We start from the raw sequence: 25,149 nt of genomic DNA, 5'->3' as shown, positions 1-25,149 counted from the left end.
CTGCGTTACGCTCGGGCTTCCTCCCCGCGTGGTGTGATGATGGCCAAGCTCAAGCGCAAGGACTACGACGAACTGCTGCTGCCGCTGCAGCTGGAACTGACCGCGATGGCGCGTTGGGTGCAGCACAGCGGGCAACGCCTGCTGGTGCTGTTCGAAGGACGGGATACGGCAGGCAAAGGCGGCGCGATCCAGGCCATCAGCCAGCATCTCAACCCACGCCAATGCAGGGTGGTGGCACTGCCCAAGCCTACCGACCGCGAAGCCACCCAGTGGTATTTCCAGCGCTACACCTCGCACTTGCCCGCCGCAGGCGAGATCGTGCTGATGGACCGCAGCTGGTACAACCGCGCCGGCGTCGAGCGGGTGATGGGCTACTGCAGCGAGACCGAGTACCAGCAGTTCCTGCGCCAGGCGCCGGTGTTCGAACAGCTGCTGGTGGATGACGGCATCCTGCTGTTCAAGTACTGGCTGTGCGTGGACCAGGAGCAGCAGGAGAAGCGCTTCGCCGAGCGCCATCTCGATCCGCTGAAGGGCTGGAAGCTGTCTCCGGTCGACCTGAAATCCCGCAGCAAGTACAGCGCGTACACCGAGGCCCGCGAGGCGATGCTGCGCGCGACGCATCGCGAGGCGGCGCCGTGGACGCTGGTGGATTTCAACGACCAGCGGCTGGGGCGACTGACCCTGGTGCGCAACCTGCTGGACCGGTTGCCGGACACGCGGGTCGATGCGCCGTTGCCGGAGCTGCCGAAGCTGAAGGGCAAGCTGCATCGCGAGCACTACGATGTACTGAAGCCGATCGAGGACTTCCCGGTCGAGGAATAGGGTTGTTCGGCAGGGCTGCACCCTGCACCTGCTCAACGCAACGGCAACGGCAACATCAACAGCGGGCTATCCGCGGGATGGCGGGGCGGTGTGGATGGGCAGGACACGCCGTAGACCCGTCCATGGGGGCTCGATGGCGCCATCCATGGCGCCAACGGTCCTGCCCACCCACACCGCCCCGCCTCTGACAGATCCCTGCGGCTGTTGGTAGGTGTCGACCTTGGTCGACACATCTGTCAGATATCGAGATTCATTTGGGGTCAGATCCGTTTTCCTTCGGAAAACGGATCTGACCCCATGCCGTCCCGACAGATCGCGGAAATCTGTCGAAGGCGGGGTGGGTCCGGTTGCGGGGGCGTGAGCCGCATGGATGCGGCGACCGAGCTTACATGGACGTACTTGCAGCGGCCCCCGCAACCGGACCCACCCCGCCATCCCTCAGGAGACCCGCCTCTGCTTCGGCTGTTGCCGTTGCTGTTGCTCTGGCCTCCACGGGTGCAGGGCCTCAGGCCCTGCCGACCAACCCACTACTTGGCAGCCGCGATCTGCTTTTCGATGTCGGCGGCGGTCACCGGGCCAAGGAAGGTGTGGGCCAGCTTGCCCTGCGGATCCAGCAGATGCGTCAACGGCAGGCCTCGCGGCGTGGCGAAGTCTGCGGGCGGATCGAACGGGTCCACGATCACGATCGGATAGGTCACCGGATGCTTGGTCAGGAACGACTGCATTTCCGGCACTTCGATGTCCTCGTAGGCCAGGCCGACCACCTCGATGTTGCTGCGCATCGCATGCAGCGCCGACAGTTCAGGCATTTCCTTGCGGCACGGGGCGCACCAGGTCGCCCAGAAGTTCACCACCACCCACTTGCCGCGATGCGCGGCCAGGTCGTAGTCGCTGCCATCCACCGCCTTCATCTTCAGCGTCGGGAACTCGGCAGTGGTGCGCTCGGCCGGGGTTTCCTCGACCGGCGCCGGAGTGGCCGGCGTCGGCGCCTGTGCCGGCGGCTGGCTGCTCGCCGGGGCCGGCTCCTGGGCCGGCTTGCAGGCCGCCAGGGCCAGCAGCAGGGTCAACGGGAGCAGCAGCGGCAACGGGGTCTTGCGGGTCATGGCATGTCTCCGGAATCGGTGTAGATGTCGCTGACCTTGCGCTTGAGGCGTTCACGCAGGGGCAGTCGCAGATCGTCCAGCGCCGCCAATGCGGCACGGCCCAGGCTGTCGTCGCGGTACGGCAGGTGCTGCTCGGCTACCGGGATGCGCAGCTGGGTGCATTCGTACAGATCGGCCAGGCTGACCTGGTCCAGGTCGCGCGCGAGCAGCCACTCGCCGCGTTCATCGCGGCGCAGCAGGCCGATCGCCTGCAGGTTGCAGGCCAGATCCTGCAGCAGCGAGTCGGTCAGCAACGGTTCCAGGCGCAGGATTTCATCGTCGGCCAGGCCCTTGCCCTTGGCACGGGCATGGTGGAAGCGGCCGAGCAGGCGCAGCAGGCCGTAGAACTCGTACCCCTGCGGCAGGCGCAGTTCAACCGGCTGGTAGCGGAAGGCCGCCATCGATGAGGCCAGCGACGCACCCAGCAGCACTGCCACCCAGCACAGGTAGATCCACAGCAGCAGGATCGGCACGAAGGCCACCGTGCCATACAGCTTCTGGTAGGACTGGAAGCTGCCCAGATAGGCGCCGATGCCCCACTTCACCAGCTCCAGGATGACCGCCGCCAGGATCGCGCCAGGCACGGCGTGCCGCCATTTCACCGTGTGATGCGGCACCACCCGGAACATCAGCGTGATGCAGACGAACTCGATCAGGATCGGCGCCAGCCGCAGCGCCAGCTCGGCCAACCAACGGCCCTCCTGGGTACCGAACAACGGCATGGCGAACACCCGCGCCGATACCGCCAGCGATGCGGCGGCGAGCATCGCGCCCAGGGTCAGTACGGTCCAATAGACCAGGAAGCGGGTCAGCTTGGGCCGGGTCGAGCCGACCCGCCAGATCTGGTTGAAGGTCTCTTCCACGCTGTTGAGCGTGATCAGCAGTGAGACCACCAGTGCAATGAAGCCGGCCGCCGTCAGCTGGCCGGCACTGGCCGAGAACTGCCGCAGGTAGCCCTCGGCCGCTCGCGCCGCGGAGGGCACGAAGTTGGAGAACACGTAGTCGCTGAGCTGATCGCTCCAGCGGTCGAAGACGGGGAAGGCCGACAGCACACCGAATACCACGATCGCCAGCGGCACCAGCGCGAACACCGTGGTGTACGCCAGCGCCGCCGCTGCCTGGAACAGGCGGTCGTCGAGGAAGCGATGCCACAGGAAGCGGCCGAAACTGATGGCCCGTGCGCGATCCCGCGCGCGCTCCATCCACAGGTTGAGCGTATCCAAAGGTTCCATCGGCGAAAGGGTACCCGATGCGGAATGCTCGCAGGATAGCCATACTGGTAGCCACACGACGAGGAGAAGCGGGCACGATGGGCGAGATTCTGGTGCTGTACTACAGCCGGGGCGGTTCGGTGGCACGGCTGGCGCGCCAGATCGCGCGGGGCATCGGCGAAGTGCCGGGCATGACCGCGCGCCTGCGCACGGTACCGCCGGTGGCCGCCGTGACCCAGACCGCGCAGCCGCCGGTACCCGACGATGGCGCCCCCTACGTGAGCGTGCAGGACCTGGTCGAATGCCAGGGCCTGCTGCTCGGCAGCCCCACCCGCTTCGGCAACATGGCCGCGCCAGTCAAGCACTTCCTGGACGGGTTGGGCGCCGAATGGGTCAATGGCACCCTGTCCGGCAAGCCGGCCGGCGTGTTCACTTCCACCGCATCCATGCATGGCGGGCAGGAGTCGACCCTGCTGTCGATGCAGGTGCCGCTGCTGCACCACGGCTGCGTGATCGTCGGCATCCCGTTCACCGAGCCGGCGCTGAGCCACACCACCAGTGGCGGCACGCCGTATGGCGCCAGCCACGTGGCCGGTGCCGCCGACGACCCGCAGCCGACCGACGACGAAGCCGTGCTGGCGCGCGCACTGGGGCGCCGGGTGGCCGACATCGCGCAGCGGTTGGCCCGATGAGCCGCGCGCCGCGCACGGTCCTGCTGCTGGCCCTGATGGGGCTGGCCGCGCTGTTCGCAGGCTGGTTCATCAATGACAAGCACTGGCTGGCGACCCAGCTGGTGTTCACCGCACCACCGCTGGCACTGGCCATCGCCGTGCGCCTGGGCTGGCGCAAGGCCGGCTTCTGGGCCTCCGTGCTGGCCCTGGGCTGGTTCAGCCACGGCGTGATGAGCGCCTGGAGCCACCCGGAAACGCGCTGGCTGGCGCTGATCGAGATCGCGCTGGCGCTGCTGGTGGTCTTCAGCGCCAGCCTGCCCGGCCTGCGCGCCCGCTTCGGCAAGCGACGCTGACGCTGCGGCCGCAGGGCCGTATCATCTGCATTCCTGGCCCCGCGCCGCAGTACCTGTCCTGGTTTCGCGCATGCACATGATGGAAGAGCTCCTGGTCGTCACCACCGGTGGCACGATCGACAAGATCTATTTCGACGACAAGTCGGACTACCAGATCGGCGATCCGCAGATCGGCATGATCCTGCGCGAGCTGGGCGTGACGTTCCGCTTCAACGTGATTCCGATCCTGCGCAAGGATTCGCTGCACATCAACGATGAGGACCGCGAACTGATCCGCGCCACCATCGCCGCGCAGCCGACCCGGCACGTGCTGGTGACCCACGGCACCGATTCGATGGTGCAGACCGGCAAGGTGCTGGCGACGATCCCGGACAAGACCATCGTGATGACCGGCGCACTGAGCCCGGCACGCTTCCGCGGCTCGGATGCGGAGTTCAACATCGGCTGTGCGATCGGTGCGGTGCAGTCGCTGCCGAGCGGCGTGTACATCGCGATGAACGGGCGGATCTTCGACCCGCAGCACGTGCGCAAGAACGTGGCGGCGAATCGTTTCGAGTCGGTCTGAGGAACAGCGTGCCGACCAAGGTCGGCACCCACCCGGACAAAAACGCCCCGGCCGAAGCCAGGGCGTGCCCTTGGAGAGGGACTTGGGCTCAGTACTGGGCGTTGAGGGTCAGGCCCGAGAAGGTGCTGTACGCCTTCACCCGCACATACCAGGTGCCGGCGGCAGGGCTGTTGATGGTGCAGGTCTCGCTGTTGCCGCTCAGGTACGGGCGGCAGGTGTAGGTGGTATCGGTCGGGGCACTGCCCTGGCGCACGTACAGGTCGGCATCACCGCTGCCGCCACTGATCGCCACGCGCAGCTGGGTGCTGCCGGCTGGAACGGTGACGGTGTAATTCAGCTCGGCACCGGTCGCGGCGCCCAGGCCGGTCACCGGCACGTTGTTCTGCAGCACGTTGCCGCCCGGGTTCGGGCCACCGCCATTGATCGCCGCAGCCACGGCCGCGTTGGCGTCGACGATGCCGGCGCCGCAGCCACCCGAGCAGGCGCCCGGCAGCGGGCGTGCGGTGCTCTTGATGATGCTTTCGACCTGTGCCGGACTCAGCGGGCTCGGCGCTACCGACTGCATCAGTGCAACCACGCCGGCCACATGCGGTGCCGCCATCGAGGTGCCGTTGTAGGACGCATAGGTGGCGCTGCCCGGCGTGGTGGTGCCGGTGTTGAGGGTGGACAGGATGCTCTGGCCCGGGCCGGAGATATCGATGCCGGCACCGTAGTTGGAGAAGCTGGCACGTGCACCGGCCGAGGTCGTGGCCGCCACCGCGATCACGTTCGCGCAGTTGGCCGGCACCGACGAGGACACGTTGGTGTTGCTGTTGCCGGCGGCGACCACCACGGTGGTGCCGCGGCTGACCGCGCCGTTGATCGCATTCTGGTAGGTGGCCGAGCAGGTGCCGCCACCACCCAGCGACATGTTGATGACTTCGGCCGGGTTGGCATTGGCCGGCACGCCACTGACGGTGCCGCCGGAGGCCCACACGATCGCGTCGGCGATGTCGGAGGTGTAACCGCCGCACTTGCCCAGCACGCGCACCGGGACGACCTTGGCATTGAACGCAGTACCGGCCACGCCGGTGCTGTTGTTGGTCACCGCCGCCACGGTGCCGGCGACGTGGGTGCCGTGCCAGCTGGAGTTGGAGGCCGGGATGCCCGAGCCGCACTCGTTGGCGCCGTACCAGTCGCCTTCGTCGTTCGGGTTGTTGTCGCGGCCACCGCCATCGCGTGCCATCGCGGCGTCGCTGATGAAGTCATAGCCGGGCAGGATGTTGGCGTTGAGATCGGGATGGTTGGTGATGCCGGTATCGATCACGGCCACCACCACGCCGGTGCCGGTGGCCTTGTCCCAGGCCGGCTGCACGTTGATCGACGCGTTGGAGGTACCGAAGCCCCACTGTTCGCTGAAGCGGGTGTCGTTCGGGGTCAGCGTCGCACGCATGATCTGGTCGACTTCGACGTATTCCACGTTCGGGTCGGCGGCGAGCTTGCGCATCAGCAGCTCGGATTCGGCCTGGTCCAGCGGACGATCGGTCCTGACCAGGGTCGGGCCGACGGCCAGCTTGCGGACCTCCTGCAGGCCCAGCGCACGGCCCTGGCTGCTGGCCAGGCCGGCGGCGGCACTCTTCAGCGAAGAGGCCAGTGCGGTGGTGTTGGCCACCGGCGCACTACCGTCACGGTACTTCACGATGAAGCGCTGGTGCGTCGGCGCGGACTGCAGGCCGCTGAGCTGGACGTCACCGGCCAGCGCAGGCGTGGCCAGCAGCAGCGATGACAGAACGGACGCACCAAGGACCACCCACACTCGACGCACACGCGGTTGCGTTACCTGGGACATCGTATTTCCCTTTCTAGTGGTGTGAATGCCGGAATCGGCAGAAGCACCGGCCCGAACCATGGGCTGGCTTGCGTTGGCGAGGTTCGAAGTCCGGCGAGTCAGCGGATCCCCCTATCGATCCGCCGTGCAGATGACGCTAATGACCAAAACCGGACACCACAAGATTTTCAGCGTCTTTTCAGCAAGATGAAATGTCTGATCTGAGACTTTTCGGGTCGAGGGTTTGTGAAGGTGAAGGAACTTTCTCGCGGACTGCACGCACCTGACTGGGCAATGTCATGTCTGCGGATGACTTTGCCGACATCGGCGTCCACTTCCACGCCAATGGCCGCGCAGCACCGGCGCGGCCATCGTGCTGCCCCGTTCGAGTGCAGGGACTATTCGGCGTGCGCAGCGTCGGCAGGGCGGATGTGCTGCCCCTTGACCGGTTCGCCGCGCGCGACCGGCCGGCCATCGGCCACATAGTCGGAAAACTGCGCCGGCAGCGCTGCGCTGACGCCGAACGCAGGCCCGGCCTGCAGCTGGTAGTGCAGGTGCGGCTCGGAGGAATTGCCGCTGTTGCCACAGTCACCGAGGTGCGCACCGCTGCGGACAACCTGCCCCTGTGCAACGCGCACGCTGCCCTGGCGCAGATGCGCCAGCACCGAATACTCGTCATTGCCGTGATCGAGGATGACACGGTTGCCAGTGAGCTGGGCGGAATTCATCTGGCCCGGACGGTTGTCGGCGACGCCCTCGACCACCTCCACCACCGTACCGTCGGCCGGCGCGAGGATCGGCCGGCCAAAGCAGAAATAGTCCTCGTTGCGCTGACCCTCGCCACGATGGGAACGGCCATCGCGGACCACCAGCAGGTCCATCGCGAAGCGCTGGCCGGCGTGGGCGGCGTGGTAGTTCTGTTCGACACTGCGCCCGCCCCAGAACACGAAGTATTCATCGTTGAACGGCAGTTGCAGCCGTGTGCGGTTCTGGTAGTCGAGGAATCCGCTCGCAGCGGCCTGCGGCGGCGTGGTCTGTAGCGGGCGGATGTAGAAGCCGCCAATCCGCCCGTCGGCATCGATGGCCCACAACACCTGGATGAGGTCCGCGCTCCTGGCGAAGCGCGCCTGCCGCAGATAGGTGTCGAATCCATCAACCTTCTCCACCTTCTCACTGACCAGCTCGGTTTCTGCGCCCCAGCCAGCGAGCACCTGCTCGCGCAGCGCCACCAGGTTCTGCGGGGACTTCAGCCCCGCCTGCATCTGCGGCGTCATCCGTTCCCACAGGGCGTCGATGTGCCCTTCGTAGAACTGCGTGGTCAGCGTGGCTCCCTGTTGGCGCGGATCTGCGGCCGTGGCCGCGCCGATGAGAACTGAGCAGGAAACAACCAGAACTGCAAACAGGCGCGGGAGCAATGTCATGTCAGGCGTCCTTTCGATCCGGATCAGGAATGCCGGCGACGATCGCCGCCAGCTGCGTGCGGTACTCGGCGAGTGCGTGGCGCCCCACCGGCGTCAACTGCAGGGTGGTCAGCGGGCGCTTGCCACGGAACGACTTTTCGATGGCGACCAGTCCGGCTGCCTCCAGCTTGCTCAGATGGCTGGACAGGTTGCCCTTGCTCAGCCCGCTGAGATGTTCGACAAAACCGAACTCGGCAGACTCGGCGCCGGCCAGGATCGACAGGATCAGCAGGCGCGCCGGTTCGTGGATCAGGCGGTCGAGCTGGAGCAGCCCGCGCGGATCAGGCAGGCGGGTCATTCGACGAACGTCCGCCCGACCATGAACGCGCGCATTTCCGCCTGCAGACGGTGGAACCGCTGGTGGTCACGCCAGCCGACCACGATCAGCGCAATGGACGCCAGCGGGAACACCGCAGTGCTCAGCCCGAAACCATAGGCCTGCCCGGTGAAGGCCAGCGCGGCCTGGCAGAGCAGGAACACCCCCACGATGAACTCCAGCGGTGTACGCAGCCAGCGCCACACCACCCAGGGCAGCAGCGCCACCACGGCCAGATAGCCGATGGCGCGCAGATCCCAGGGCAACTCGCCCATCGGCGCCAGCCTGGGCAGCACGCTGCCAATCACCAGCACGCTCACCAAGGCGGTGAAGGCGATGAAGAAGCGCTGGAAATTGCGCTCGGCCGGCGTCACCTGCTCCTCGACCTGGCCCAGACGCTGGTAGTAGCGGCGCGCCAGCCACTGCTTGCCGACGATCCACAGCACCGGTACGGCGATCAGCACGACGCGCAGCGCCAGGGTGGTCGGCAACAACGCGCCCGCAAGGAAGGAGGCCAGACAGGCAACACCGCCCGCAATCGCCGACAGGCCACCGGCACTGCGCGAGTAACGCGAGTATTCACGGGTCAACGCCTGCAGGCGCGAGGAAGGATCAATGACGGACGGCTGCTGCATGACATGCTCCATCGGGATCGCTTGAATTTAGTTTGCATTGCAAACCTATTTGCGTCAAGCACTCCCCTGTAGCGATCTGGCGGCCCCACAACGCAGAAAGCCCGTCACAGGGACGGGCTTTCCGGAAGAGCCGTCGAGCATGGCTCGACGCTACAGTTCAGTGCGGGCGATCAGCCCAGCTTGACCAGCCAGTTGTGGCGGTCCGGCAGGCGGCCGTACTGGATGTCGGTCAGTTCCTTGCGCAGCGACATGGTCACTTCGCCGGCCGGCGCGTTGATGTCGCCCACCGAGAAGCCCTCGCCCTTCAGCTGGCCGATCGGGGTGACCACTGCCGCGGTGCCACAGGCAAACACTTCGCTGATCGCACCGGAGGCCACGCCGTCCTTCCACTCGTCGATGCTGACCTTGCGCTCTTCGACCTTCATGCCACGGTCGCGCGCCAACTGCAGGATGCTCTCGCGGGTGATGCCCTCGAGGATGCTGCCGGACAGTTCCGGGGTGACCAGCGTGCCGTCCTTGTAGACCAGGAACACGTTCATGCCGCCCAGTTCTTCCAGGTACTTGCCCTCGACCGGGTCAAGGAACAGCACCTGCGAGCAGCCCTGTGCCTGTGCCTTCTGCTGCGGCAGCAGCGAGGCGGCGTAGTTGCCACCGCACTTGGCCGCACCGGTGCCGCCCTTGGCCGCACGTGCGTACTCCGTCGACAGCCAGATCGACACCGGAGCGACGCCCTTGGCGAAGTACGGGCCGGCCGGGCTGGCGATGACGTAGTAGCCGGCCTTGTGCGCGCCACGCACGCCGAGGAAGGCTTCGTCGCCGATCATGAACGGACGGAAGTACAGGCTCGACTCATCGGCCGACGGCACCCAGGCGCTGTCGACGGCAATCAGCTGCTTCAGCGATTCGACGAAGATCTCCACCGGCAGTTCCGGCAGCGCCAGGCGCTGCGCCGAACGCTGCAGGCGACGGCCGTTGGCGTCGGGGCGGAAGGTCCAGATCGAACCGTCGGCGTGGCGGTAGGCCTTGATGCCTTCGAAGATTTCCTGGCCGTAGTGCAGCACGGCCGCGGCCGGGTCCAGCTGCAGCGGGCCGTAGGCGCGCACGTTGGCGTTGTGCCAGCCGGCATCCTTGTCCCAGCGCACTTCCACCATGTGATCGGTGAAGTGCAGGCCGAAGCCCGGCTTCTCCAGGATCTTGGCGCGCTCTTCAGCGCTGCGCGGGTGGTCCGAACGGGTGACGGCGAAGCTGGGAATGGACTGGGACACCGGAGGATTCCTGTTCTGGTTGCGGGTAGTGCCGGGCCCGCGTCACTGCGGGCCCTGGGTCAAAGCATGCCGGTCTCGAGCCGCGCCGCCTCGGACATCATGTGCTGGTTCCACGGCGGGTCGAACACCAGGTCGACGTCGGCCTCGGCCACCGTCGGGATCATTTCGAGCTTGCTGCGCACGTCGTCGACCAGGATCTCGCCCATGCCGCAGCCCGGGGCGGTCAGGGTCATCTTCACGTCGATCTCGCGCTTGCCTTCGTCCAGGTGCTTGATCTCGACTTCATAGACCAGGCCCAGTTCAACGATGTTGACCGGAATTTCCGGGTCGAAGCAGGTGCGCAGCTGCTGCCACACCAGCTGTTCCACCTGCTCATCGGTGGCGTCGGCCGGCAGCTCGAGCGGTGCCGGCGCCTCCTTGCCGATGGCGTCGCCGTCCTTGCCGGCGATGCGGAACAGGTTGCCCTCGACGAACACCGAATAACTGCCGCCCAGCGCCTGGGTGATGTACCCATAGCTGCCGGCAGGCAGGGTCACGGTATCGCCCTGCGGGACCATCACGGCCTCGCAATCGCGTTCGAAGTGGACAGGTTCGCTGCTACGGGAATACATGGGGACCGATATGGGGCCGTGGCCGGGGCCACGCAAGACGGCATTCTAGCCCAGCCGCCCCGGCACCGCCGGTGCACTGCGGCAAACCACAGTATCCTGTGGGTGATCTTCAGGGAGCTTCGATGTCCTCCAATGCCGCGCGTGCCAGGACCGTCACCTGGCTCTGGCCCCTCATGCTGTTGCTGGGTCTGCTTGTTGCTCCCCTCGCCTGGATGGTCCTGGCGCTGATGACCGGCCGACAGGTCGGCTGGATGGCGGTAGTGTCCGCCCTGGAACTGGTGTTCATGCTGCGCCTGGGCACACTGGGCCCGGGCCGGTTGCGCATCGCCCTGGTCGTGCTGGGCACCCTGCTGGTGGCCGCCGTGGCCAACTGGGCCATCGCCAGCGCCTGGATGGGCGGCTCGATCGGCCTGGACCTGTGGGACGCCACCTCGCGGATGGGCCCGCACCTGGCCTGGACCCTGATCACCCTGGCCAACGGCGCGATGGAATGGCTGTGGCTGGCCGTGGCCGTGGCCGTAGGCGCCTGGCTGGCGCGCTGAGCGCGTAGATCCACGCCACGCGTGGATCGGAACGGTTTCGGGGTCAGAGCCCTTTCCTGTGGAAAGGGATCCGACCCCGGTCTCCTCAATGCCCGCCGTCGAGCGCCTTCAGCTCGCTCACCAGCGAGGCTGCCGCTTCGGCGCCGTCGCCATACAGCATGCGGGTATTGTCAGCGTAGAACAGCGCATTCTCGATACCGGCGAAGCCGGTGCCCTTGCCGCGCTTGATCACCACCACGTTGCGCGCATTGACCACGTCCAGCACCGGCATCCCGTAGATCGGGCTGGCCGGATCAGTACGCGCGACCGGATTGACCACGTCGTTGGCACCGATCACCAGCACCACGTCGGTGTTGGCGAACTCCGGGTTGATGTCATCCATGTCGGCGATCAGGTCGTAGGGCACGCCGGCTTCGGCCAGCAGTACGTTCATGTGCCCGGGCATGCGCCCGGCGACCGGGTGGATGGCGAACTTCACCTTCACCCCGCGCTGGCCCAGCCGCTGCGCCAGCTCCCAGATCTTGTGCTGGGCCTGGGCCACGGCCATGCCGTATCCCGGCACGATCACCACGCGTTCGGCGTAGGCCATCATCGCCGCGACGTCCGAGGCTTCAATCGGCTTCTGCGCGCCGGTGATCGCCTGCGCTTCCCCGCCGGCGCCGCCGCCGAAGTTGGAGAACAGCACGTTGCGGATCGGCCGGTTCATCGCCTTGGCCATCAGCCGGGTCAGCAGGATGCCGGCCGCGCCGACCATCATGCCGGCGATGATCAGCGCCTCGTTGCCCAGCACGTAGCCTTCGAACGACACCGCCAGGCCGGTGAATGCGTTGTACAGCGAGATCACCACCGGCATGTCGGCGCCACCGATCGGCAACGTCATCAGCACGCCCAGTGCCAGCGCCAGCACGAAGAAGGCCACGATCGCCCAGGTGTCGAGCGTGCTGGCCGCGATGATCGCCAGCACCACCACCGCCAGTGCCACCACCAGGTTCATCACCTGCTGGCCGGGCCAGGTCACGCGCTTGTCGAGGCGGCCATCGAGCTTGGCCCAGGCGATCACCGAACCGGACAGCGACACCGCACCGATCGCCGCACCGACCACCGCCAGCAGCAGTACCGTGCCCGACGGTTGGCGTGCAGCCAGGTCGGCCAGCGCCTGCGCACTCCAGTGGCTGGTATCGCGGTTGGCCAGGAAGGCATAGCGCAGCAGTTCCACCGCACCGATCGCCGCCGCCGAGCCACCGCCCATGCCGTTGTACAGCGCCACCATCTGCGGCATGTCGGTGATGGCGACCTTGCCGGCCGACCACCAGGCCAGGCCCGCGCCCAGCAGCAGTGCCACCAGGATCAGCGGCACGTTGTGCAGTTCGGGCAGGAAGAAGGTCGCCGCGGTGGCCAGCAGCATGCCCAGCCCGGCCCAGCGGATGCCGCTGCGCGCGGTCAGTGGCGAGGCCATGCGCTGCAGGCCCAGCAGGAACAGCGTGGCGGCGACGAGGTAGCTGGCCTTGACCAGCCAGTCGAGCAGTTCGACGGTGCTGATGTTCAAGCCTGCGGCTCCTTCGGTTCGTCCTTGCCGCCCTTGGGCGCGCTCGGCTTGAACATCTCCAGCATGCGCGCGGTGACCACGTAGCCACCGGCGGCATTGCCGGCACCGAGCACCACGGCGAGGAAGCCCAGCGCCTTCTCCAGCGGCGTCTGCGCATGCCCCAGCACCACCATCGCACCGATCAGCACGATGCCGTGGATGAAGTTGGAGCCCGACATCAGCGGGGTGTGCAGGATCACCGGCACCCGCGAAATGATCACGTGGCCGGCGATGGCCGCCAGCATGAAGATGTACAGCGCCACGAACCCGTCACTCACTGGCAACGCTCCCGCTCTGTCTTCGTCGCCCCATCATAACCACGGGCTGAACCCGTGCGCACCCGGCGTCAACCGCGGCGGCGCTCACGCGTTGCCGATGGTGACCCCGAGCGAGGAACCGTACCCTGTGCTGGTGAGCAGCCCCCTCTCCCCGAGCGCCGAGACCGATGCCCTGCCGGCATCGCTGGAAGCGTTCCTGGCCAGCGTCGGCCCGCGAGCGTTCCGCTTCGCCGAGGCCGGCCTGCGCCAGCGCGAAGACGCCATGGATGCGGTGCAGGATGCGCTGCTGCGCATGCTGGATTACGCCGACAAGCCGGCCGCCGAATGGGCGCCGCTGTTCTGGAGCATCCTGCGCCGCCGGGTGATCGACGTGCAGCGCCGGCGCCGCTTCCGCCTGCCGTTCTGGCGCGACAACCAGGACGCGGAAGGCGGCGAGATCGACTGGGCCGACCCCGGCCCGGACCCGGCACAGGCGCATGAGCAGCGCCAGCAGTACCAGCAGCTGGTGGACGCGTTGCGCACCCTGCCCGCCCGCCAGCGCGAAGCCTTCACCCTGCGCGTGCTGCAGGACCTGGACGGGGCCACCACTGCCCGCGCCATGGGCTGCAGCGAAGGCGCGGTAAAAACCCATCTGGCACGCGCCCGGCAGGCGCTGCAGGACTATCTGGAGACCCACCCGTGAACCGCTCCCTGCCTTCCGATGACACCCTGCGCAGCCTGCACGCGCAGTCGCTGCAGGCGCTGTCGCCGGCCACGCTGGCACGGCTGCGCCTGGCGCGCCACGGCGCCACGGCCGCCCATCGCGGACGCTGGCGCTGGTGGCTGGCCAGCGCCTGTTCACTGGTCGTGGCACTGGGCATTGGCCTGCAGTTCACCGGCCATGGCACGCTTGCGGGCCCGGCGCCGGCCCCCGTGCTTGCTTCAGTGGAAGACAACGGCGCGCTCTACGACGAGAATCCCGATCTGTACCTGTGGCTGGGCGATACCGACCTGGCGATGGAGTGAATCATGTCCCGACTGCCTACCCTGCCACTGTTGTTGACCCTGGCACTGCTGCCGGCCGTCCCGGCACTGGCGCAGAACGCCACGCCTGCCCCTGCCGCACGTTCCGCACCGGCCGCGCCGCTGCCAGCGTGGGAGCAGCTGAGCGAATCCCAGCGCGAGTCCCTGCTGGCGCCGCTGCGCGACCGCTGGAACAGTGCCGATGCCGGCCAGCGCCAGCGCATGCTCTCGCATGGCCAGCGCTGGCAATCGATGAGCCCGGAGGAGCGCGACAAGGCCCGCCGCGGCCTGCGCCGCTTCGAGCACATGAGCCCGGAACAGCGCGAGCAGGCCCGCGCCCTGTTCGGGCAGATGCGCAACATGCCGCCGGCACAGCGCGACGCGCTGCGCGAGCGCTGGTCTCAGATGACGCCGGAACAACGCAAGGACTGGGTGCGCGACAACCCGCCGCCGGCAAAGCCGCGGTAAGGCCCCGGGGAACGGGGTCAGAGCCCTTTGCTGACGCAAAGGGATCCGACCCCTGGCAGATTCCGGGAGTTCGGGGTCAGATCCCTTTGCCAGAGGCAAAGGGATCTGACCCCGTGTCACTCACGCCTGCCAGCGCGTCTTCGCCAGCAGCTCGTCGTCCCAGTCGAAACCGAGCTGCCCCTCGCGCACGAACAGCGCAACGAAGTTGAGCAGGTTGCGCGCATACATCTCACTGGCCTGGGTCGCGCCGCGACTGGCCAGGCCCAGCGGGCCATCGATGGTCACGCCCTGGTGTTCGATGCACTGCCCCGGCTGGGTCAGCGCGCAGTTGCCGCCACTTTCGGCCGCCAGATCGACGATCACGCTGCCGGTGGCCATGCCCTCCACCATTGCGGCGGTCACGATGGTCGGCGCCGGGCGGCCCGGCACCGCAGCCGTGCAGATCACCACGTCCACGCTGCGCAGGTGGTCGGCCAGCCGACGCTGCTGCTCGGCGCGCTCCTCGTCGGTCAGCGCGCGCGCATAGCCGCCCTCGCCCGCCGCGCTCACCCCGAGGTCGAGGAAGCGCGCGCCCAGTGACTGGATCTGCTCGCGGGTTTCCGGGCGCACGTCGAAACCTTCCACCTGTGCACCGAGACGACGTGCGGTGGCGATGGCCTGCAGGCCTGCCACGCCAGCACCGATCACCAGCACCTTGGCTGGCCGCACGGTGCCGGCGGCGGTGGTCAGCATCGGGAAGAAGCGCGGCGCGCGTTCGGCGGCGATCAGCGCGGCCTTGTAGCCGGCCATGCCGGCCTGCGAACTGAGTACATCCATCGCCTGCGCACGGGTGGTGCGCGGCAGCTGCTGCAGCGGGAACAGCTGCAGGCGATCATCGGCCGCCAGCGAGGCCAGCGCCGGATCGTTGGCCGGGGCCAGCAGGCCGACCACGCTGGCACCGGGCCTGAGCTGCTCCAGCACCGTCGCAGGAGGCGCCTGCACGCACAGCAGGATATCGATCTCGGACCAGCGGCCCGCATCGAAGGCACGTGCGCCGGCATCGTCATAGGCGGCATCGGTGAAGCCAGCGGCCAGCCCGGCGCCGGCCTCGTACCAGACCGTAATGCCGAGGGCACCGAGCTTGCGCGCGGTTTCCGGCGTCAACGCCACGCGCCGTTCACCCGGCGCGGTCTCCTTGATCCCCAGCAACGCCACGGCCATGCAGGTCCCCGCTGATCGGTGAGTTTTCCCGATCCTAGCAGGCAGCCCGCACTCAGTGCAGGGTGGCGCTGCCCGGGTCGAGGCGGTCGATCACGCCCTGCATGGCGCTGTCGAAGGCCCCATCATCAACGTGGGCACGCAGGCGGCCCAGCCGCACCATCACCGCCAGCTCTTCCGGCGAGGCCACGCAGAAGCGCACGCCGCGACGGTTGACGAACAGCAGGCGCGAGGAAATCGGGCTGACCCAGGACAGCTTGCCCGCCTGGACCTTGCCGTCCTTGTCGACGAAGTCCAACCAGTTGCCGATTTCCATGCGTCGGAATCGGTCGGCATCGGCGTTGTCGAAATCGTCGGCGTCGATCTGCCCGCTGAGCTCCACCGCTGGCGATTCAGCCACCGGCGGCGCCGGCAGCGCGACCTGCGGCAGCTCGGGCAGCGCGCGCTGCAGTTCCGGCCGCGACTCGGCGATGCCCTGCAACGTGTCATGCAGGGCGTCGATCGCCCCGGTAGCCGCATCGCCGTGCACGCCGACGCTGGCAAACACCTTGGCCAGCACCGGCTGCCAGGCCTGCAGCCACGGCTTGCCGACGATCTGCCGGCGGGCCTCGGCCACTTCCTCCAGCAGGCCGTCGCCAAGGCTCAGTGCCTCGGCCACCGACGCGCCTTCTTCGCCCTCGCGCAGCAGCGCCAGGGTCAGGTGGTGCTGCCAGGGCTGGCGCAGGAATTCGGCAATGGCCGGCGGCAGGGTGGCATCACCGATGCGACGATCCAGTTCCGCACTGGCCCGGCTGCGGGCCATTTCCAGCTTTTCCTGCCCGCGCTGCGTTTCCGCGGCACGGCGCTCGGCGATTTCCACGCGGCGGCGATGCTGCACCAGGAACTCGCGGAATTCTTCTTCCAGGGTCAGGAAGATCGCCAGGTTCTCGTTGAACTCGGCCACCAGGCGCTCGATGATCTCCTCGACCTTGGCCATCAGCATGCGCTCGGCCTGGCTCTCGCCGGTGTTGCCCTCGCAGGCCTCGGCCAGCGAGTTGAGCAGCTTGCGCGCCGGGTGGGTCTTCTGCACGAACATGCGGCGGTCGAGCATGGCGACCTTGACGAAAGGCACCACCAGGCGGCCGATGAGTTCGCGCGAGCGGCCTTCCAGCTCACGCTCATCCAGCATCACGTCGAACAGCATGCCGACCAGGTCGATCGCATCCTCGTCCTGCGGGTCCAGGCGGGTCTGGCCAGGGTCCACGCCAAGCTGGGTGGCGCTGGACAGCACTTCGCTCTTCAGCCGCTGCGCCAGCGATTCGCCGTCCTCGCCGATGGCTGCACGCAGCGTCGCGCTGGGCGTGGCCTGCAGCAGCGACAGCACCGACATCATTTCGCGCTGGCTGAGCGGACGCTGCTGGCCGATCGCCACCTGCGCGGCCGACGTCGCGTCCTCACGCACGTGGCGGGTCTGCTGCAGCAGTTCGTGCAGCGCTTCCAGCAGCATGCCCTGCTGGCCTGCGTAGGCCTCGCCGGCGCCACCTTCCTCGCCACCCAGGTGCTGCTGCATGTGGCCGCGGCGCTCGGACCAGCGCGCGGCAAAGCGCTGCGCCCAGGCCGGTGCGGCCTGCTCGTCGTCGCTGAATCCGGAATCGAAGCCTGCAGCCTGCCGCTGTTCGACCAGATCATCCAGCACCCCGGCCATGCGCGGGTCCGGCGCGGCCGACAGCGGGCGCTGCGGCGCCCCCATCTGCGACATCACCCCGGCCGCGGCCAGCTGCTCGTCCAGCTTCTCGTAGATGCGGCCGACCGGTGCGCGCAGGTCGCGCTCGCACAGCTTGATCAGCACCAGATGTACTTCCGGGGCCAGCTCGCAGCCGGCAAAGGCCTCGTGGATGGCCACGCCCAGATGTTCGGGGCTGATCGGATTGTGGTCGGCGTCCAGTTCCGCGCCGCCGATCAACCGGCCCAGGCGACGGTCCAGCCGCGCCAGCACCGGCTTGAAGTCGCGCAGCAGCACGGTGGCGAAATTGCGCACCGCCAACCGCGATTCCAGTACGTGTTCGGCCAGCAGGCTCAGGCCATCCTCGGCCGGCCCCGACAGGGTCGCCTCGGCCGACAGCGGCTCACCGGCCGCCAAGGCGGCCCAGGCCAGCTGCAGGTGGCCGGCAAAGGCCGCAGCGATGTCCTCACGGCGGCGGCGCAGTTCGCGCATCGCGTCCAGGAACAGCAACTGCGACGAGCCGGCATTACCGGCACGGTCGAACAGGGCATCGTCGAAACGCGCCAGTGCGGCCCCGAAGGCCTGGCACAGCGCGGGCAGGACCATGTCCCGGGCAAGCTGGAGCTGGGCCGGGTCACGGCCCGGCGATCCCATCGGTGTGGGCACGCTCATCATTCGGGAAGGCTCCCCACCTTCTCTGGTACGACAGACAGCATGGACATCGCGACGACCGGCACACCCCATGTACCGGAACGTCGATGGTAGGCCGGCCAGCCCGTCACGGACAGTGAAACAGTCCTCACTTCAAACCTCATGACCGGCGGCCCGGCAAGACAGATATCGTAAGCCGTGCAAGGCCCACGAGGCGAGGGGAAGCGGCTGTCCGTTTCCCGCCAGTGGCATGATGTTCATCACAGTTTGGTATTCAGGGGCCGGACGCGACACAGACGGCGTCATTGACCACCCCGACTATAATCAAACACCCGTGATGACCGGTTCAGACTCCATGCCCGACCCCGCTGCCCTGCTCGCCCTGGATGCCCGCCGCTCGGTGCCCTCGCGGCAACTGGGCGAGCCCGGACCGGACCCGGCCACCCTGCAGCGGATGCTGGCCTCGGCGGTGCGCGTGCCCGACCACGGCAAGCGCGTGCCGTTCCGCTTCCTGAAAATCGCCGGCGATGCACGTCACACTCTGGGCGACTTCCTGGCCGAACGCAGCCGCCAGCGCGACCCGCATGCCGGCGAGGCCGTGTTCGAGAAGGACCGCCAGCGTTTCAGCCATGCGCCGCTGGTGATCGTGGTGGTCGCCAGCCCGCGCCCGGACCCGAAGGTGCCCGAACAGGAACAGCTGATGACCGCCGGCTGCGTCTGCTTCGCCCTGCTGCAGGCCGCGCAGGCGCTGGGCTTCGGCGCGCAGTGGCTGACCGCCTGGATGGCCTTCGATCCGGCCGTGCACGCCTATCTGGGGCTGTCCGAGGGCGAAGGCATTGCCGGTTTCATCCATATCGGCACGCCGAAGGCCGCCGTCCCCGAACGCGAGCGCCCCGACCCGGCGGCCCTGCTGCGCGACTGGACGCCGCCGGCATGACCCTGCCGGCTCCGCCGCCGTCGCTGTACCTGGTCGACGCCAGCATCTACGTGTTCCGCGCCTGGCACTCGCTGCCGGACCAGTTCCAGGACGCCCAGGGCTGGCCGACCAATGCAGTGCACGGCTTCGCCCGCTTCCTGCTGGACCTGCTGGAGCGCGAGCGCCCGCGGCACATCGCCATCGCCTTCGACGAAGCGCTCGACAGCGGCTTCCGCCACCGGCTGTATCCGGCCTACAAGGCCAATCGTGATCCGGCGCCGGAAGCGCTCAAGCGCCAGTTCGTGCATTGCAAGGCCCTGTGCGCGGCATTGGGCCTTGCGGTGCTGGCCCACCACGAATACGAGGCCGACGACCTGATCGGCAGCGCCCTGCACGTGCACCGCGGCAGCCATCGCGGGGTGATCATCTCCGCCGACAAGGACCTGTCGCAGTTGCTGCTCGACCACGACGAACAGTGGGACTACGCCCGCAACCAGCGCTGGGACGTGGCCGGCGTGAAGGCGCGGCACGGCGTGCACGCGCACCAGATCGCCGACTACCTGGCGCTGTGCGGCGATGCGGTGGACAACATTCCGGGTGTCAGTGGCGTCGGCAGCAAGTCCGCCGCCGTGCTGCTGGCCCACTTCGGCAGCATGGATGCGCTGTACGAACGCCTGGACGAAGTGCCATTCCTGCGCCTGCGCGGCGCTGCACAGATGGCAGTGCGCCTGCGCGAACAGCGCGAGCACGCCCAGCTCTGGCGCCAGCTGACCACCATCGCGCTGGACGCGCCGCTGGAGGGCAGCCAGCCCGGGCTGCTGCGCCAGGCAGCCGATCCGGAGCTGCTCGGTGGCCTGTGCCAGACCCTGCGCTTCGGCCCGATGACCCGCCGCCGGCTGTTCGATGCCGCTGGCGTGGCCGATCCCGTTCCCACTCCATCCTTTTCCAATTCCAGCGAGCCCGCATGAGCCAGCGCAACACCGAAGCCCCGCGCGTCGTCTATGAAGGCAAGTACCAGCGCATGCTGGTGCGCGGCACCTGGGAATACAGCGAACGTACCCATGCCGGTGGCCTGGCCGCGATCATCATCGCCGTCACCCCGGAGGACAAGGTGCTGTTCGTCGAGCAGTTCCGCGTACCGCTGCAGGCCCCCACCATCGAAATGCCGGCCGGCCTGGTCGGCGACATCGATGCGGGCGAATCGATCGAAGTCTCGGCCGTGCGCGAGCTGGAAGAAGAAACCGGCTGGACCGCCGACCACGCCGAAGTGCTGATGATCGGCCCGACGTCCTCCGGCGCCAGCAGCGAGAAGATTGCCTTCGTGCGTGCCACCGGCCTGCGCCGGATCGGCGAAGGTGGCGGCGATGACAGCGAAGACATCACCGTGCACGAGATTCCGCGCGCGCAGGCAGCGGCGTGGCTGGTGCAGAAGATGGGCGAAGGCTACGAGCTGGATGCCAAGCTGTGGGCCGGCCTGTGGATGATCGAGCACCACCTGGACGGGCGCCCGCGTGGCTGACGCCGGCCTGCACGCACTGCCGGCGCTGTTGGACGCTGACGATCCGGCGCTCTACACGGTCCACCAGCCGCAGGGCGCCTCGCCGTTCCTGCTGCTGGCCGACCACGCCGGCCAGCAGGTGCCGCGTGCCCTCGCCGGCCTGGGCTTGCCGCAGGCCGAACTGGACCGCCATATCGGCTGGGACATCGGCATTGCCGGCACCACCCGTGCACTGGCCGAACGTCTGGATGCCTGGGCGATCGAACAGACCTATTCGCGGCTGCTGATCGACTGCAACCGTCCGCTGGCCTCGCCGACGCTGATTCCGGAAGTAAGCGACCACACCGTGGTGCCGGGCAATGCCGGACTGTCAGTGGCGCAGCGGCAGCAGCGCATCGATGCGATCCACGCGCCGTACCACGCACGCATCGACGCGGAACTGGATGCCCGCCGTGAAGCCGGCCGCCCCACCCTGCTGGTGATGATGCACAGCTTCACCCCGGCGATGAACGGCATGCAGCGGCCGTGGCATGCCGGCGTGCTGTACCACCAGGACACGCGCTTTGCGCACGCACTGCTGCAGGCACTGCGCGACGAAGGCGACCTGGTGGTGGGTGACAACGAACCGTATTCGGTCAGCAGTACCAGCGACTATGCGGTGCCGGTGCATGGCGAAGGGCGCAACCTGGTGCATGTGGAACTGGAAATCCGCCAGGACCTGATCGCCGATGCCGCCGGGCAGCAGGCATGGGCGGAGCGGCTGGCGCGGATCTTCGCCGCGTTGCAGCCGCAGTTGCTGGCCTTGGCGTGATCCGATCCACGCATGGCGTGGATCTACCCAGGATCGGTAGTGCCGGCCGCTGGCCGGCAACGTCAGGGTAGTGAGATCAATGGGTTTGCCGGCCAGCGGCCGGCACTACCGCTACCGGTGCCGGGCGCAGGCCCAGCGCGATCACCACGCCGAACGCGGCGAACAGCGCGGCGCCGTACTGTGCATTGACCATGCCCTGCAGCGCATCAGGACTGGTTGCCGCCTGCGTGCCGCGCGCGGCGTTGGCCACCATCACCAGTACCGCCAGTCCCAACGCACCACCGATCTGCTGTGCGGTGGCGGCCATGCCGGACGCCACACCCTGCTGCGGCCCCGGCACGCCCTGCCCGGCCACGATCCACATCGCCGTCCAGCTCATGCCCTGGCCCACGCTGAGCACCACGATGCCCGGCAGCAGCGGCCAATAGCTGGCGCCATGCGGCATCGCCAGCGCCACCGCGCTGATGCCGATGGCACCGGCCGCGAAGCCCCAGGCCAGCACCTGCCGTGGCGAACGGCGCCGCAGCATGCGTTCGGCAATGCGGATGCCGAAGGTGCACACCAATGTCGGCAGCAGGAAGGCCAGGCCGGCCTGCAGCGGGCTCCAGCCATAGCCATCCTGGAAGTAGAGCGCCAGGAAGTAGTACTGCACGCCATAGCTGCTCATGAAGGCGAAGGTCAGGCCGAGAGCCGCGCGCAGGCCAGGCAGGCGCAGCAGCGCGAACTGCATCAGCGGGTCACGGCTGCGCTTTTCGATCTGTACGAACACCGTCAACAGTACGGCTGAAAGCAGCAGGCAGATGAGCGTGGCCCGCGCCGTCCAGCCCCACTCCGGGCCCTGCACCAGGGTGGTGACCAGCAGGCTGCCGCCGGCGGTGACGGTGAGGCAACCGGCCAGATCGAAGGAACGGCCCTGCACGCGCGGGCCATCGGCCGGCAACCATGCACCGGCTGCGACCGCACACGCCGTGGCCAACGGCACGATCACCGCCAGCACCGCCGGCCAGCCGAACGCCTGGGTCAGCACGCCACCGAGCAGCGTGCCCAGCGCCAGGCCGACCGCGCTGGCCATGCTCCAGATCGCCAGCGCGCGGTTACGCACCGGGCCTTCGGCGTACAGCGTGTTGATCAGCGCCAGCGTGGCCGGGAACAACAACGCGGCACCGACGCCCTGCGCCGCGCGCGCGATGATCAGCAGGGTGGCATTCGGCGCCAACGCACCGAGCAGCGACGCCAGCGCGAACAGCAGCATGCCCAGCCGGTAGAAGCGGCGGCGGCCGATCAGGTCGGCGGCGCGCCCGCCCAGCAGCAGGCTGCCGCCGAAGGCCACGGTGTAGGCACTGACCACCCATTGCAGCTGCTGCGCGTTGATCTGCAGCGCGCGGCCCATGTCGTGCAGGGCGACGAAAATGATGGTGGCGTCCAGGGCGATGATCAGCTGGGCGGTGGCCAACAGGGTCAGCGCCCAGCGCGGGTACTTGAGGGGAGGCATCGGCGGTCTGGCGCGGTGGGGAGCGCAGTCTCATTGATGCGGAGCCATCAATAAACCCCCTTCCAGCCATATCTGTCATGATTTTCGGCATGAATGGAACTTCGATGGACCTCAATGCGGTACGCATGCTGGTGCAGGTTGCCGAAGCCCGCAGTTTCACGGTGGCCGCCGGGCAGCTGGGCCTGAGCCAGTCCGGCCTGTCACGCGCGATCGGTCGGCTGGAGGCCACGCTGGGGGTGAAGCTGCTGCAGCGGAACACCCGCAACGTGGCGCTGACCCCGGATGGCCGCCAGTTCGTCGACCAGGTCGCGCCCCTGCTGTGTGGTTTCGAGGATGCCGAACGCCAGTTGGCCGACCGTCCCTGCACGCCCGCGGGCACCCTGAAGATCAGCGCGCCATCGATGTTCGGACGCAAGGTGCTGGTGCCGATGCTGGCGCCGTTGCTGCAACAGCATCCGCAGCTGCAGGTGGAAGCCGTGCTCAGCGACCGCCTGGTCGATCTGGTCGAGGAAGGCTTCGATGCCGCGCTGCGCACCGGCGTCATCGCCGACCAGCGCATCGTCGCGCGCCCCCTGCGTCCGCTGCGCTGGGTGACGGTGGCCAGCCCCGCCTATCTGGCGCGCTGTGGCGCACCGGACGATGTGGCCGCACTGCAGGACCACGCGTGCCTCGCGGTACGCAACCTGCGCAGTGGCCGGCTGGTGGACTGGCAGTTCCTGCAGGACGGACACCTGCGCGAGTTCACCCCACCGACGCGGATGGTGTTCGACAGCGGCGATCCGCTGGTGGAAGCGGCCATCGCCGGCATCGGCATCGTGCAGGTGATGGATTTCGCGGTGGCCGACGCGCTGGCCGATGGCCGCCTGCAGCGCGTGCTGCAGCCCTTCGAAGGCCGCAGCCGCGCGCTGTCGTTGATCTACCCGCCGTCGCGCCAGCACTCGCCGAAGCTGCAGGTGCTGGCCGACGCGTTGCTGGCCGGGGAGTGGTAGCGCCGGCCGCTGGCCGGCGCCTCCAGGAATCCAACCGTCTCAGGATTGCCAGCCAGCGGCCGGCACTACCGCAGCCAGGCGTGGCCTGGCTCTACTGATCAGTGCACCGAACCCGGTCTGGAGCAGAGCCCCCTTGTTGTTCAAGGGGGCGCGCCGACAGGCGCGGGGATAAGGTGGAATGCGTGGATAGTTTTGCCTCAAGCAAAACTGTCGGTGGCGCGCACCAGTGCGTCCACGTTTTCGGCTTCGAACGCCGAGTGGCCCGAGGCCGGGGTGATCTCCAGCTTCGCCTTCGGCCACACCTTGGTCAGGTCCCAGGCGTTGGCCAGCGGGCAGACCACGTCGTAACGACCGTGCACGATCACGCCCGGGATGTCGGCGATGCGGTGCGCATCGCGCAGCAGCTGGTCTTCCACTTCGAAGAAACCACCGTTGACGAAGTAGTGGTTCTCGATGCGGGCAAAGGCCAGGGCGAAGTGCGGGTCTTCGTGGCTGTTGATGAAGTCATCATCGACGTGCAGGAAGCTGGTCGCGCCTTCCCACACCGCCCACGCCTTGGCCGCTTCCAGGCGGGTGGTTTCGTCGTCGCTGGTCAGGCGGCGGTGGAAGGCCGAGATCAGGTCGTGGCGCTCGACGGCCGGAATCGGCTTCAGGTAGTGCTCCCACGCATCCGGGAACAGGCGGTTGGCGCCTTCCTGGTAGAACCATTCCAGCTCCCAGCGGCGCAGCATGAAGATGCCGCGCAGGACCAGTTCGGTCACGCGCTGCGGGTGGGTCTCGGCATAGGCCAGCGCCAGGGTCGAGCCCCAGCTGCCGCCGAACACCTGCCAGCGATCAACCTTCAGATGCTCACGCAGCTTCTCGATATCGGCGACGAGGTCCCAGGTGGTGTTGTCCACCAGGTCCGCGTGCGGGGTGGAACGGCCGGCGCCGCGCTGGTCGAACAGGATGATGCGGTACTTGGACGGGTCGTGGAACTGGCGCATCTTGTCGCTGCAACCACCACCCGGGCCACCGTGCAGCATCACCACCGGCTTGCCGTCCGGGTTGCCGCACTGTTCGAAGTACAGCGTGTGGCGGTCGTCGACCTTCAGGGTACCGACGTCGTAGGGGGTGATGGCGGGGTACAGCGTACGCATGCTTGCAGCTCCAGGGTGATG

27 protein-coding genes are annotated in these 25,149 nt (G+C 67.9%); 13 read left to right on the top strand and 14 right to left on the bottom strand.

All coding sequences use genetic code 11. The annotated features are described in order from the left end of the window. Positions 1–39: 39 nt before the first annotated feature. On the top strand, positions 40–822 hold the full coding sequence (gene ppk2 / locus AB1281_RS24015) for a polyphosphate kinase 2 (RefSeq protein ID WP_430344956.1): 783 nt from the start codon (positions 40–42) through the stop codon (positions 820–822). Positions 823–1,349: 527 nt separating this feature from the next. Here ppk2 and AB1281_RS24010 read toward each other — a convergent pair. Both AB1281_RS24010 and AB1281_RS24005 read right to left on the bottom strand, forming a co-directional pair. Beyond that, positions 1,350–1,925, bottom strand: coding sequence for a redoxin domain-containing protein (locus tag AB1281_RS24010; RefSeq protein WP_430344955.1), 576 nt, complete (start codon positions 1,923–1,925; stop codon positions 1,350–1,352). Continuing rightward, complete coding sequence (locus AB1281_RS24005) at positions 1,922–3,196, bottom strand: YihY family inner membrane protein (protein ID WP_075675296.1); 1,275 nt, start codon at positions 3,194–3,196, stop codon at positions 1,922–1,924. Before AB1281_RS24005 ends, AB1281_RS24010 begins: the two co-directional genes overlap by 4 nt. Positions 3,197–3,273: 77 nt before the next feature. Here AB1281_RS24005 and wrbA point away from each other — a divergent pair, with 77 nt between their 5' ends. From wrbA to AB1281_RS23990, 3 genes are all read left to right on the top strand, one after another. Next, positions 3,274–3,867, top strand: a complete 594-nt coding sequence (wrbA, locus tag AB1281_RS24000) for an NAD(P)H:quinone oxidoreductase (RefSeq protein ID WP_012510135.1) — start codon at positions 3,274–3,276, stop codon at positions 3,865–3,867. Further along, a complete protein-coding gene (locus AB1281_RS23995) occupies positions 3,864–4,199 on the top strand; it encodes a DUF2069 domain-containing protein (protein WP_430347232.1) in 336 nt (111 codons plus the stop codon). Before wrbA ends, AB1281_RS23995 begins: the two co-directional genes overlap by 4 nt. 79 nt (positions 4,200–4,278) lie before the next feature. Then, positions 4,279–4,764: an asparaginase domain-containing protein gene (locus tag AB1281_RS23990; RefSeq protein WP_010481766.1), complete on the top strand. Its 486-nt coding sequence runs from the start codon at positions 4,279–4,281 to the stop codon at positions 4,762–4,764. 88 nt (positions 4,765–4,852) lie between these two features. Here AB1281_RS23990 and AB1281_RS23985 read toward each other — a convergent pair whose 3' ends face one another. From AB1281_RS23985 to sufT, 6 genes are all read right to left on the bottom strand, one after another. Continuing rightward, positions 4,853–6,592, bottom strand: a complete 1,740-nt coding sequence (locus AB1281_RS23985) for a S8 family peptidase (protein WP_430347231.1) — start codon at positions 6,590–6,592, stop codon at positions 4,853–4,855. 377 nt (positions 6,593–6,969) lie between these two features. Then, positions 6,970–7,992 (bottom strand): M23 family metallopeptidase, encoded by a 1,023-nt coding sequence (locus AB1281_RS23980; protein WP_075675299.1) that lies wholly within the window; start codon positions 7,990–7,992, stop codon positions 6,970–6,972. A gap of 1 nt (position 7,993) precedes the next feature. Beyond that, positions 7,994–8,329, bottom strand: coding sequence for a transcriptional regulator (locus AB1281_RS23975; RefSeq protein WP_430347230.1), 336 nt, complete (start codon positions 8,327–8,329; stop codon positions 7,994–7,996). Beyond that, a complete protein-coding gene (locus AB1281_RS23970) occupies positions 8,326–8,982 on the bottom strand; it encodes a hypothetical protein (RefSeq protein ID WP_430347229.1) in 657 nt (218 codons plus the stop codon). Before AB1281_RS23970 ends, AB1281_RS23975 begins: the two co-directional genes overlap by 4 nt. A 170-nt stretch (positions 8,983–9,152) precedes the next feature. Beyond that, on the bottom strand, positions 9,153–10,247 hold the full coding sequence (locus tag AB1281_RS23965; protein WP_049443161.1) for a branched-chain amino acid aminotransferase: 1,095 nt from the start codon (positions 10,245–10,247) through the stop codon (positions 9,153–9,155). Positions 10,248–10,306: 59 nt separating this feature from the next. Continuing rightward, the gene (gene sufT, locus AB1281_RS23960; RefSeq protein ID WP_005415385.1) at positions 10,307–10,858 is read right to left on the bottom strand and encodes a putative Fe-S cluster assembly protein SufT; all 552 of its coding nucleotides are present in this window, start codon (positions 10,856–10,858) and stop codon (positions 10,307–10,309) included. Between the two features lie 122 nt (positions 10,859–10,980). On the opposite strand from sufT, the gene AB1281_RS23955 reads away from it, so the two are divergent. Beyond that, positions 10,981–11,400, top strand: a complete 420-nt coding sequence (locus tag AB1281_RS23955) for a hypothetical protein (protein WP_430347228.1) — start codon at positions 10,981–10,983, stop codon at positions 11,398–11,400. Positions 11,401–11,485: 85 nt separating this feature from the next. Here the strand turns inward: AB1281_RS23955 and AB1281_RS23950 are convergent, their stop codons facing one another. Next, a complete protein-coding gene (locus AB1281_RS23950) occupies positions 11,486–12,946 on the bottom strand; it encodes an NAD(P)(+) transhydrogenase (Re/Si-specific) subunit beta (RefSeq protein WP_101764962.1) in 1,461 nt (486 codons plus the stop codon). Next, a complete protein-coding gene (locus AB1281_RS23945) occupies positions 12,943–13,263 on the bottom strand; it encodes an NAD(P) transhydrogenase subunit alpha (protein WP_005408173.1) in 321 nt (106 codons plus the stop codon). Before AB1281_RS23945 ends, AB1281_RS23950 begins: the two co-directional genes overlap by 4 nt. A gap of 97 nt (positions 13,264–13,360) precedes the next feature. Here AB1281_RS23945 and AB1281_RS23940 point away from each other — a divergent pair, with 97 nt between their 5' ends. From AB1281_RS23940 to AB1281_RS23930, 3 genes are read left to right on the top strand one after another with little or no spacing between them, the layout of a single operon-like run. Next, positions 13,361–13,945, top strand: coding sequence for an RNA polymerase sigma factor (locus AB1281_RS23940; RefSeq protein WP_430347227.1), 585 nt, complete (start codon positions 13,361–13,363; stop codon positions 13,943–13,945). After that, positions 13,942–14,268, top strand: a complete 327-nt coding sequence (locus tag AB1281_RS23935; protein WP_014036067.1) for a hypothetical protein — start codon at positions 13,942–13,944, stop codon at positions 14,266–14,268. Before AB1281_RS23940 ends, AB1281_RS23935 begins: the two co-directional genes overlap by 4 nt. Positions 14,269–14,271: 3 nt before the next feature. Next, the gene (locus tag AB1281_RS23930; protein ID WP_430347226.1) at positions 14,272–14,733 is read left to right on the top strand and encodes a DUF3106 domain-containing protein; all 462 of its coding nucleotides are present in this window, start codon (positions 14,272–14,274) and stop codon (positions 14,731–14,733) included. A 120-nt stretch (positions 14,734–14,853) separates the two neighbouring features. On the opposite strand, the gene AB1281_RS23925 is transcribed toward AB1281_RS23930, so the two are convergent. Together AB1281_RS23925 and AB1281_RS23920 are read right to left on the bottom strand one after the other, a co-directional pair. Beyond that, the gene (locus AB1281_RS23925) at positions 14,854–15,933 is read right to left on the bottom strand and encodes an NAD(P) transhydrogenase subunit alpha (protein ID WP_075675305.1); all 1,080 of its coding nucleotides are present in this window, start codon (positions 15,931–15,933) and stop codon (positions 14,854–14,856) included. 52 nt (positions 15,934–15,985) lie between these two features. Further along, a complete protein-coding gene (locus tag AB1281_RS23920; RefSeq protein ID WP_430347225.1) occupies positions 15,986–18,307 on the bottom strand; it encodes a DUF1631 domain-containing protein in 2,322 nt (773 codons plus the stop codon). Between the two features lie 331 nt (positions 18,308–18,638). Here AB1281_RS23920 and AB1281_RS23915 point away from each other — a divergent pair, with 331 nt between their 5' ends. From AB1281_RS23915 to AB1281_RS23900, 4 genes are read left to right on the top strand one after another with little or no spacing between them, the layout of a single operon-like run. After that, complete coding sequence (locus AB1281_RS23915) at positions 18,639–19,220, top strand: nitroreductase family protein (protein ID WP_135967851.1); 582 nt, start codon at positions 18,639–18,641, stop codon at positions 19,218–19,220. Beyond that, positions 19,217–20,167, top strand: a complete 951-nt coding sequence (locus AB1281_RS23910; RefSeq protein WP_049443153.1) for a 5'-3' exonuclease H3TH domain-containing protein — start codon at positions 19,217–19,219, stop codon at positions 20,165–20,167. Before AB1281_RS23915 ends, AB1281_RS23910 begins: the two co-directional genes overlap by 4 nt. Continuing rightward, a complete protein-coding gene (locus tag AB1281_RS23905) occupies positions 20,164–20,718 on the top strand; it encodes an NUDIX hydrolase (protein ID WP_075675308.1) in 555 nt (184 codons plus the stop codon). Before AB1281_RS23910 ends, AB1281_RS23905 begins: the two co-directional genes overlap by 4 nt. Then, positions 20,711–21,508: an N-formylglutamate amidohydrolase gene (locus tag AB1281_RS23900; RefSeq protein WP_430347224.1), complete on the top strand. Its 798-nt coding sequence runs from the start codon at positions 20,711–20,713 to the stop codon at positions 21,506–21,508. The genes AB1281_RS23905 and AB1281_RS23900 overlap by 8 nt, the downstream gene beginning before the upstream one ends. A gap of 76 nt (positions 21,509–21,584) precedes the next feature. Here AB1281_RS23900 and AB1281_RS23895 read toward each other — a convergent pair whose 3' ends face one another. Continuing rightward, positions 21,585–23,000: an MFS transporter gene (locus AB1281_RS23895; protein WP_430347223.1), complete on the bottom strand. Its 1,416-nt coding sequence runs from the start codon at positions 22,998–23,000 to the stop codon at positions 21,585–21,587. A gap of 104 nt (positions 23,001–23,104) precedes the next feature. Between AB1281_RS23895 and AB1281_RS23890 the strand changes: the two genes are divergently transcribed. Then, positions 23,105–23,989, top strand: a complete 885-nt coding sequence (locus AB1281_RS23890; protein WP_430347236.1) for a LysR family transcriptional regulator — start codon at positions 23,105–23,107, stop codon at positions 23,987–23,989. A 197-nt stretch (positions 23,990–24,186) separates the two neighbouring features. Here the strand turns inward: AB1281_RS23890 and pip are convergent, their stop codons facing one another. Continuing rightward, positions 24,187–25,128 (bottom strand): prolyl aminopeptidase, encoded by a 942-nt coding sequence (pip, locus tag AB1281_RS23885; protein ID WP_014036057.1) that lies wholly within the window; start codon positions 25,126–25,128, stop codon positions 24,187–24,189. Between the last annotated feature and the right edge of the window lie 21 nt (positions 25,129–25,149).

Source organism: Stenotrophomonas sp. NRRL B-14846 (assembly GCF_050473585.1).
Lineage (GTDB): Bacteria > Pseudomonadota > Gammaproteobacteria > Xanthomonadales > Xanthomonadaceae > Stenotrophomonas.
This window is presented reverse-complemented; position numbering and strand designations above follow the sequence as displayed.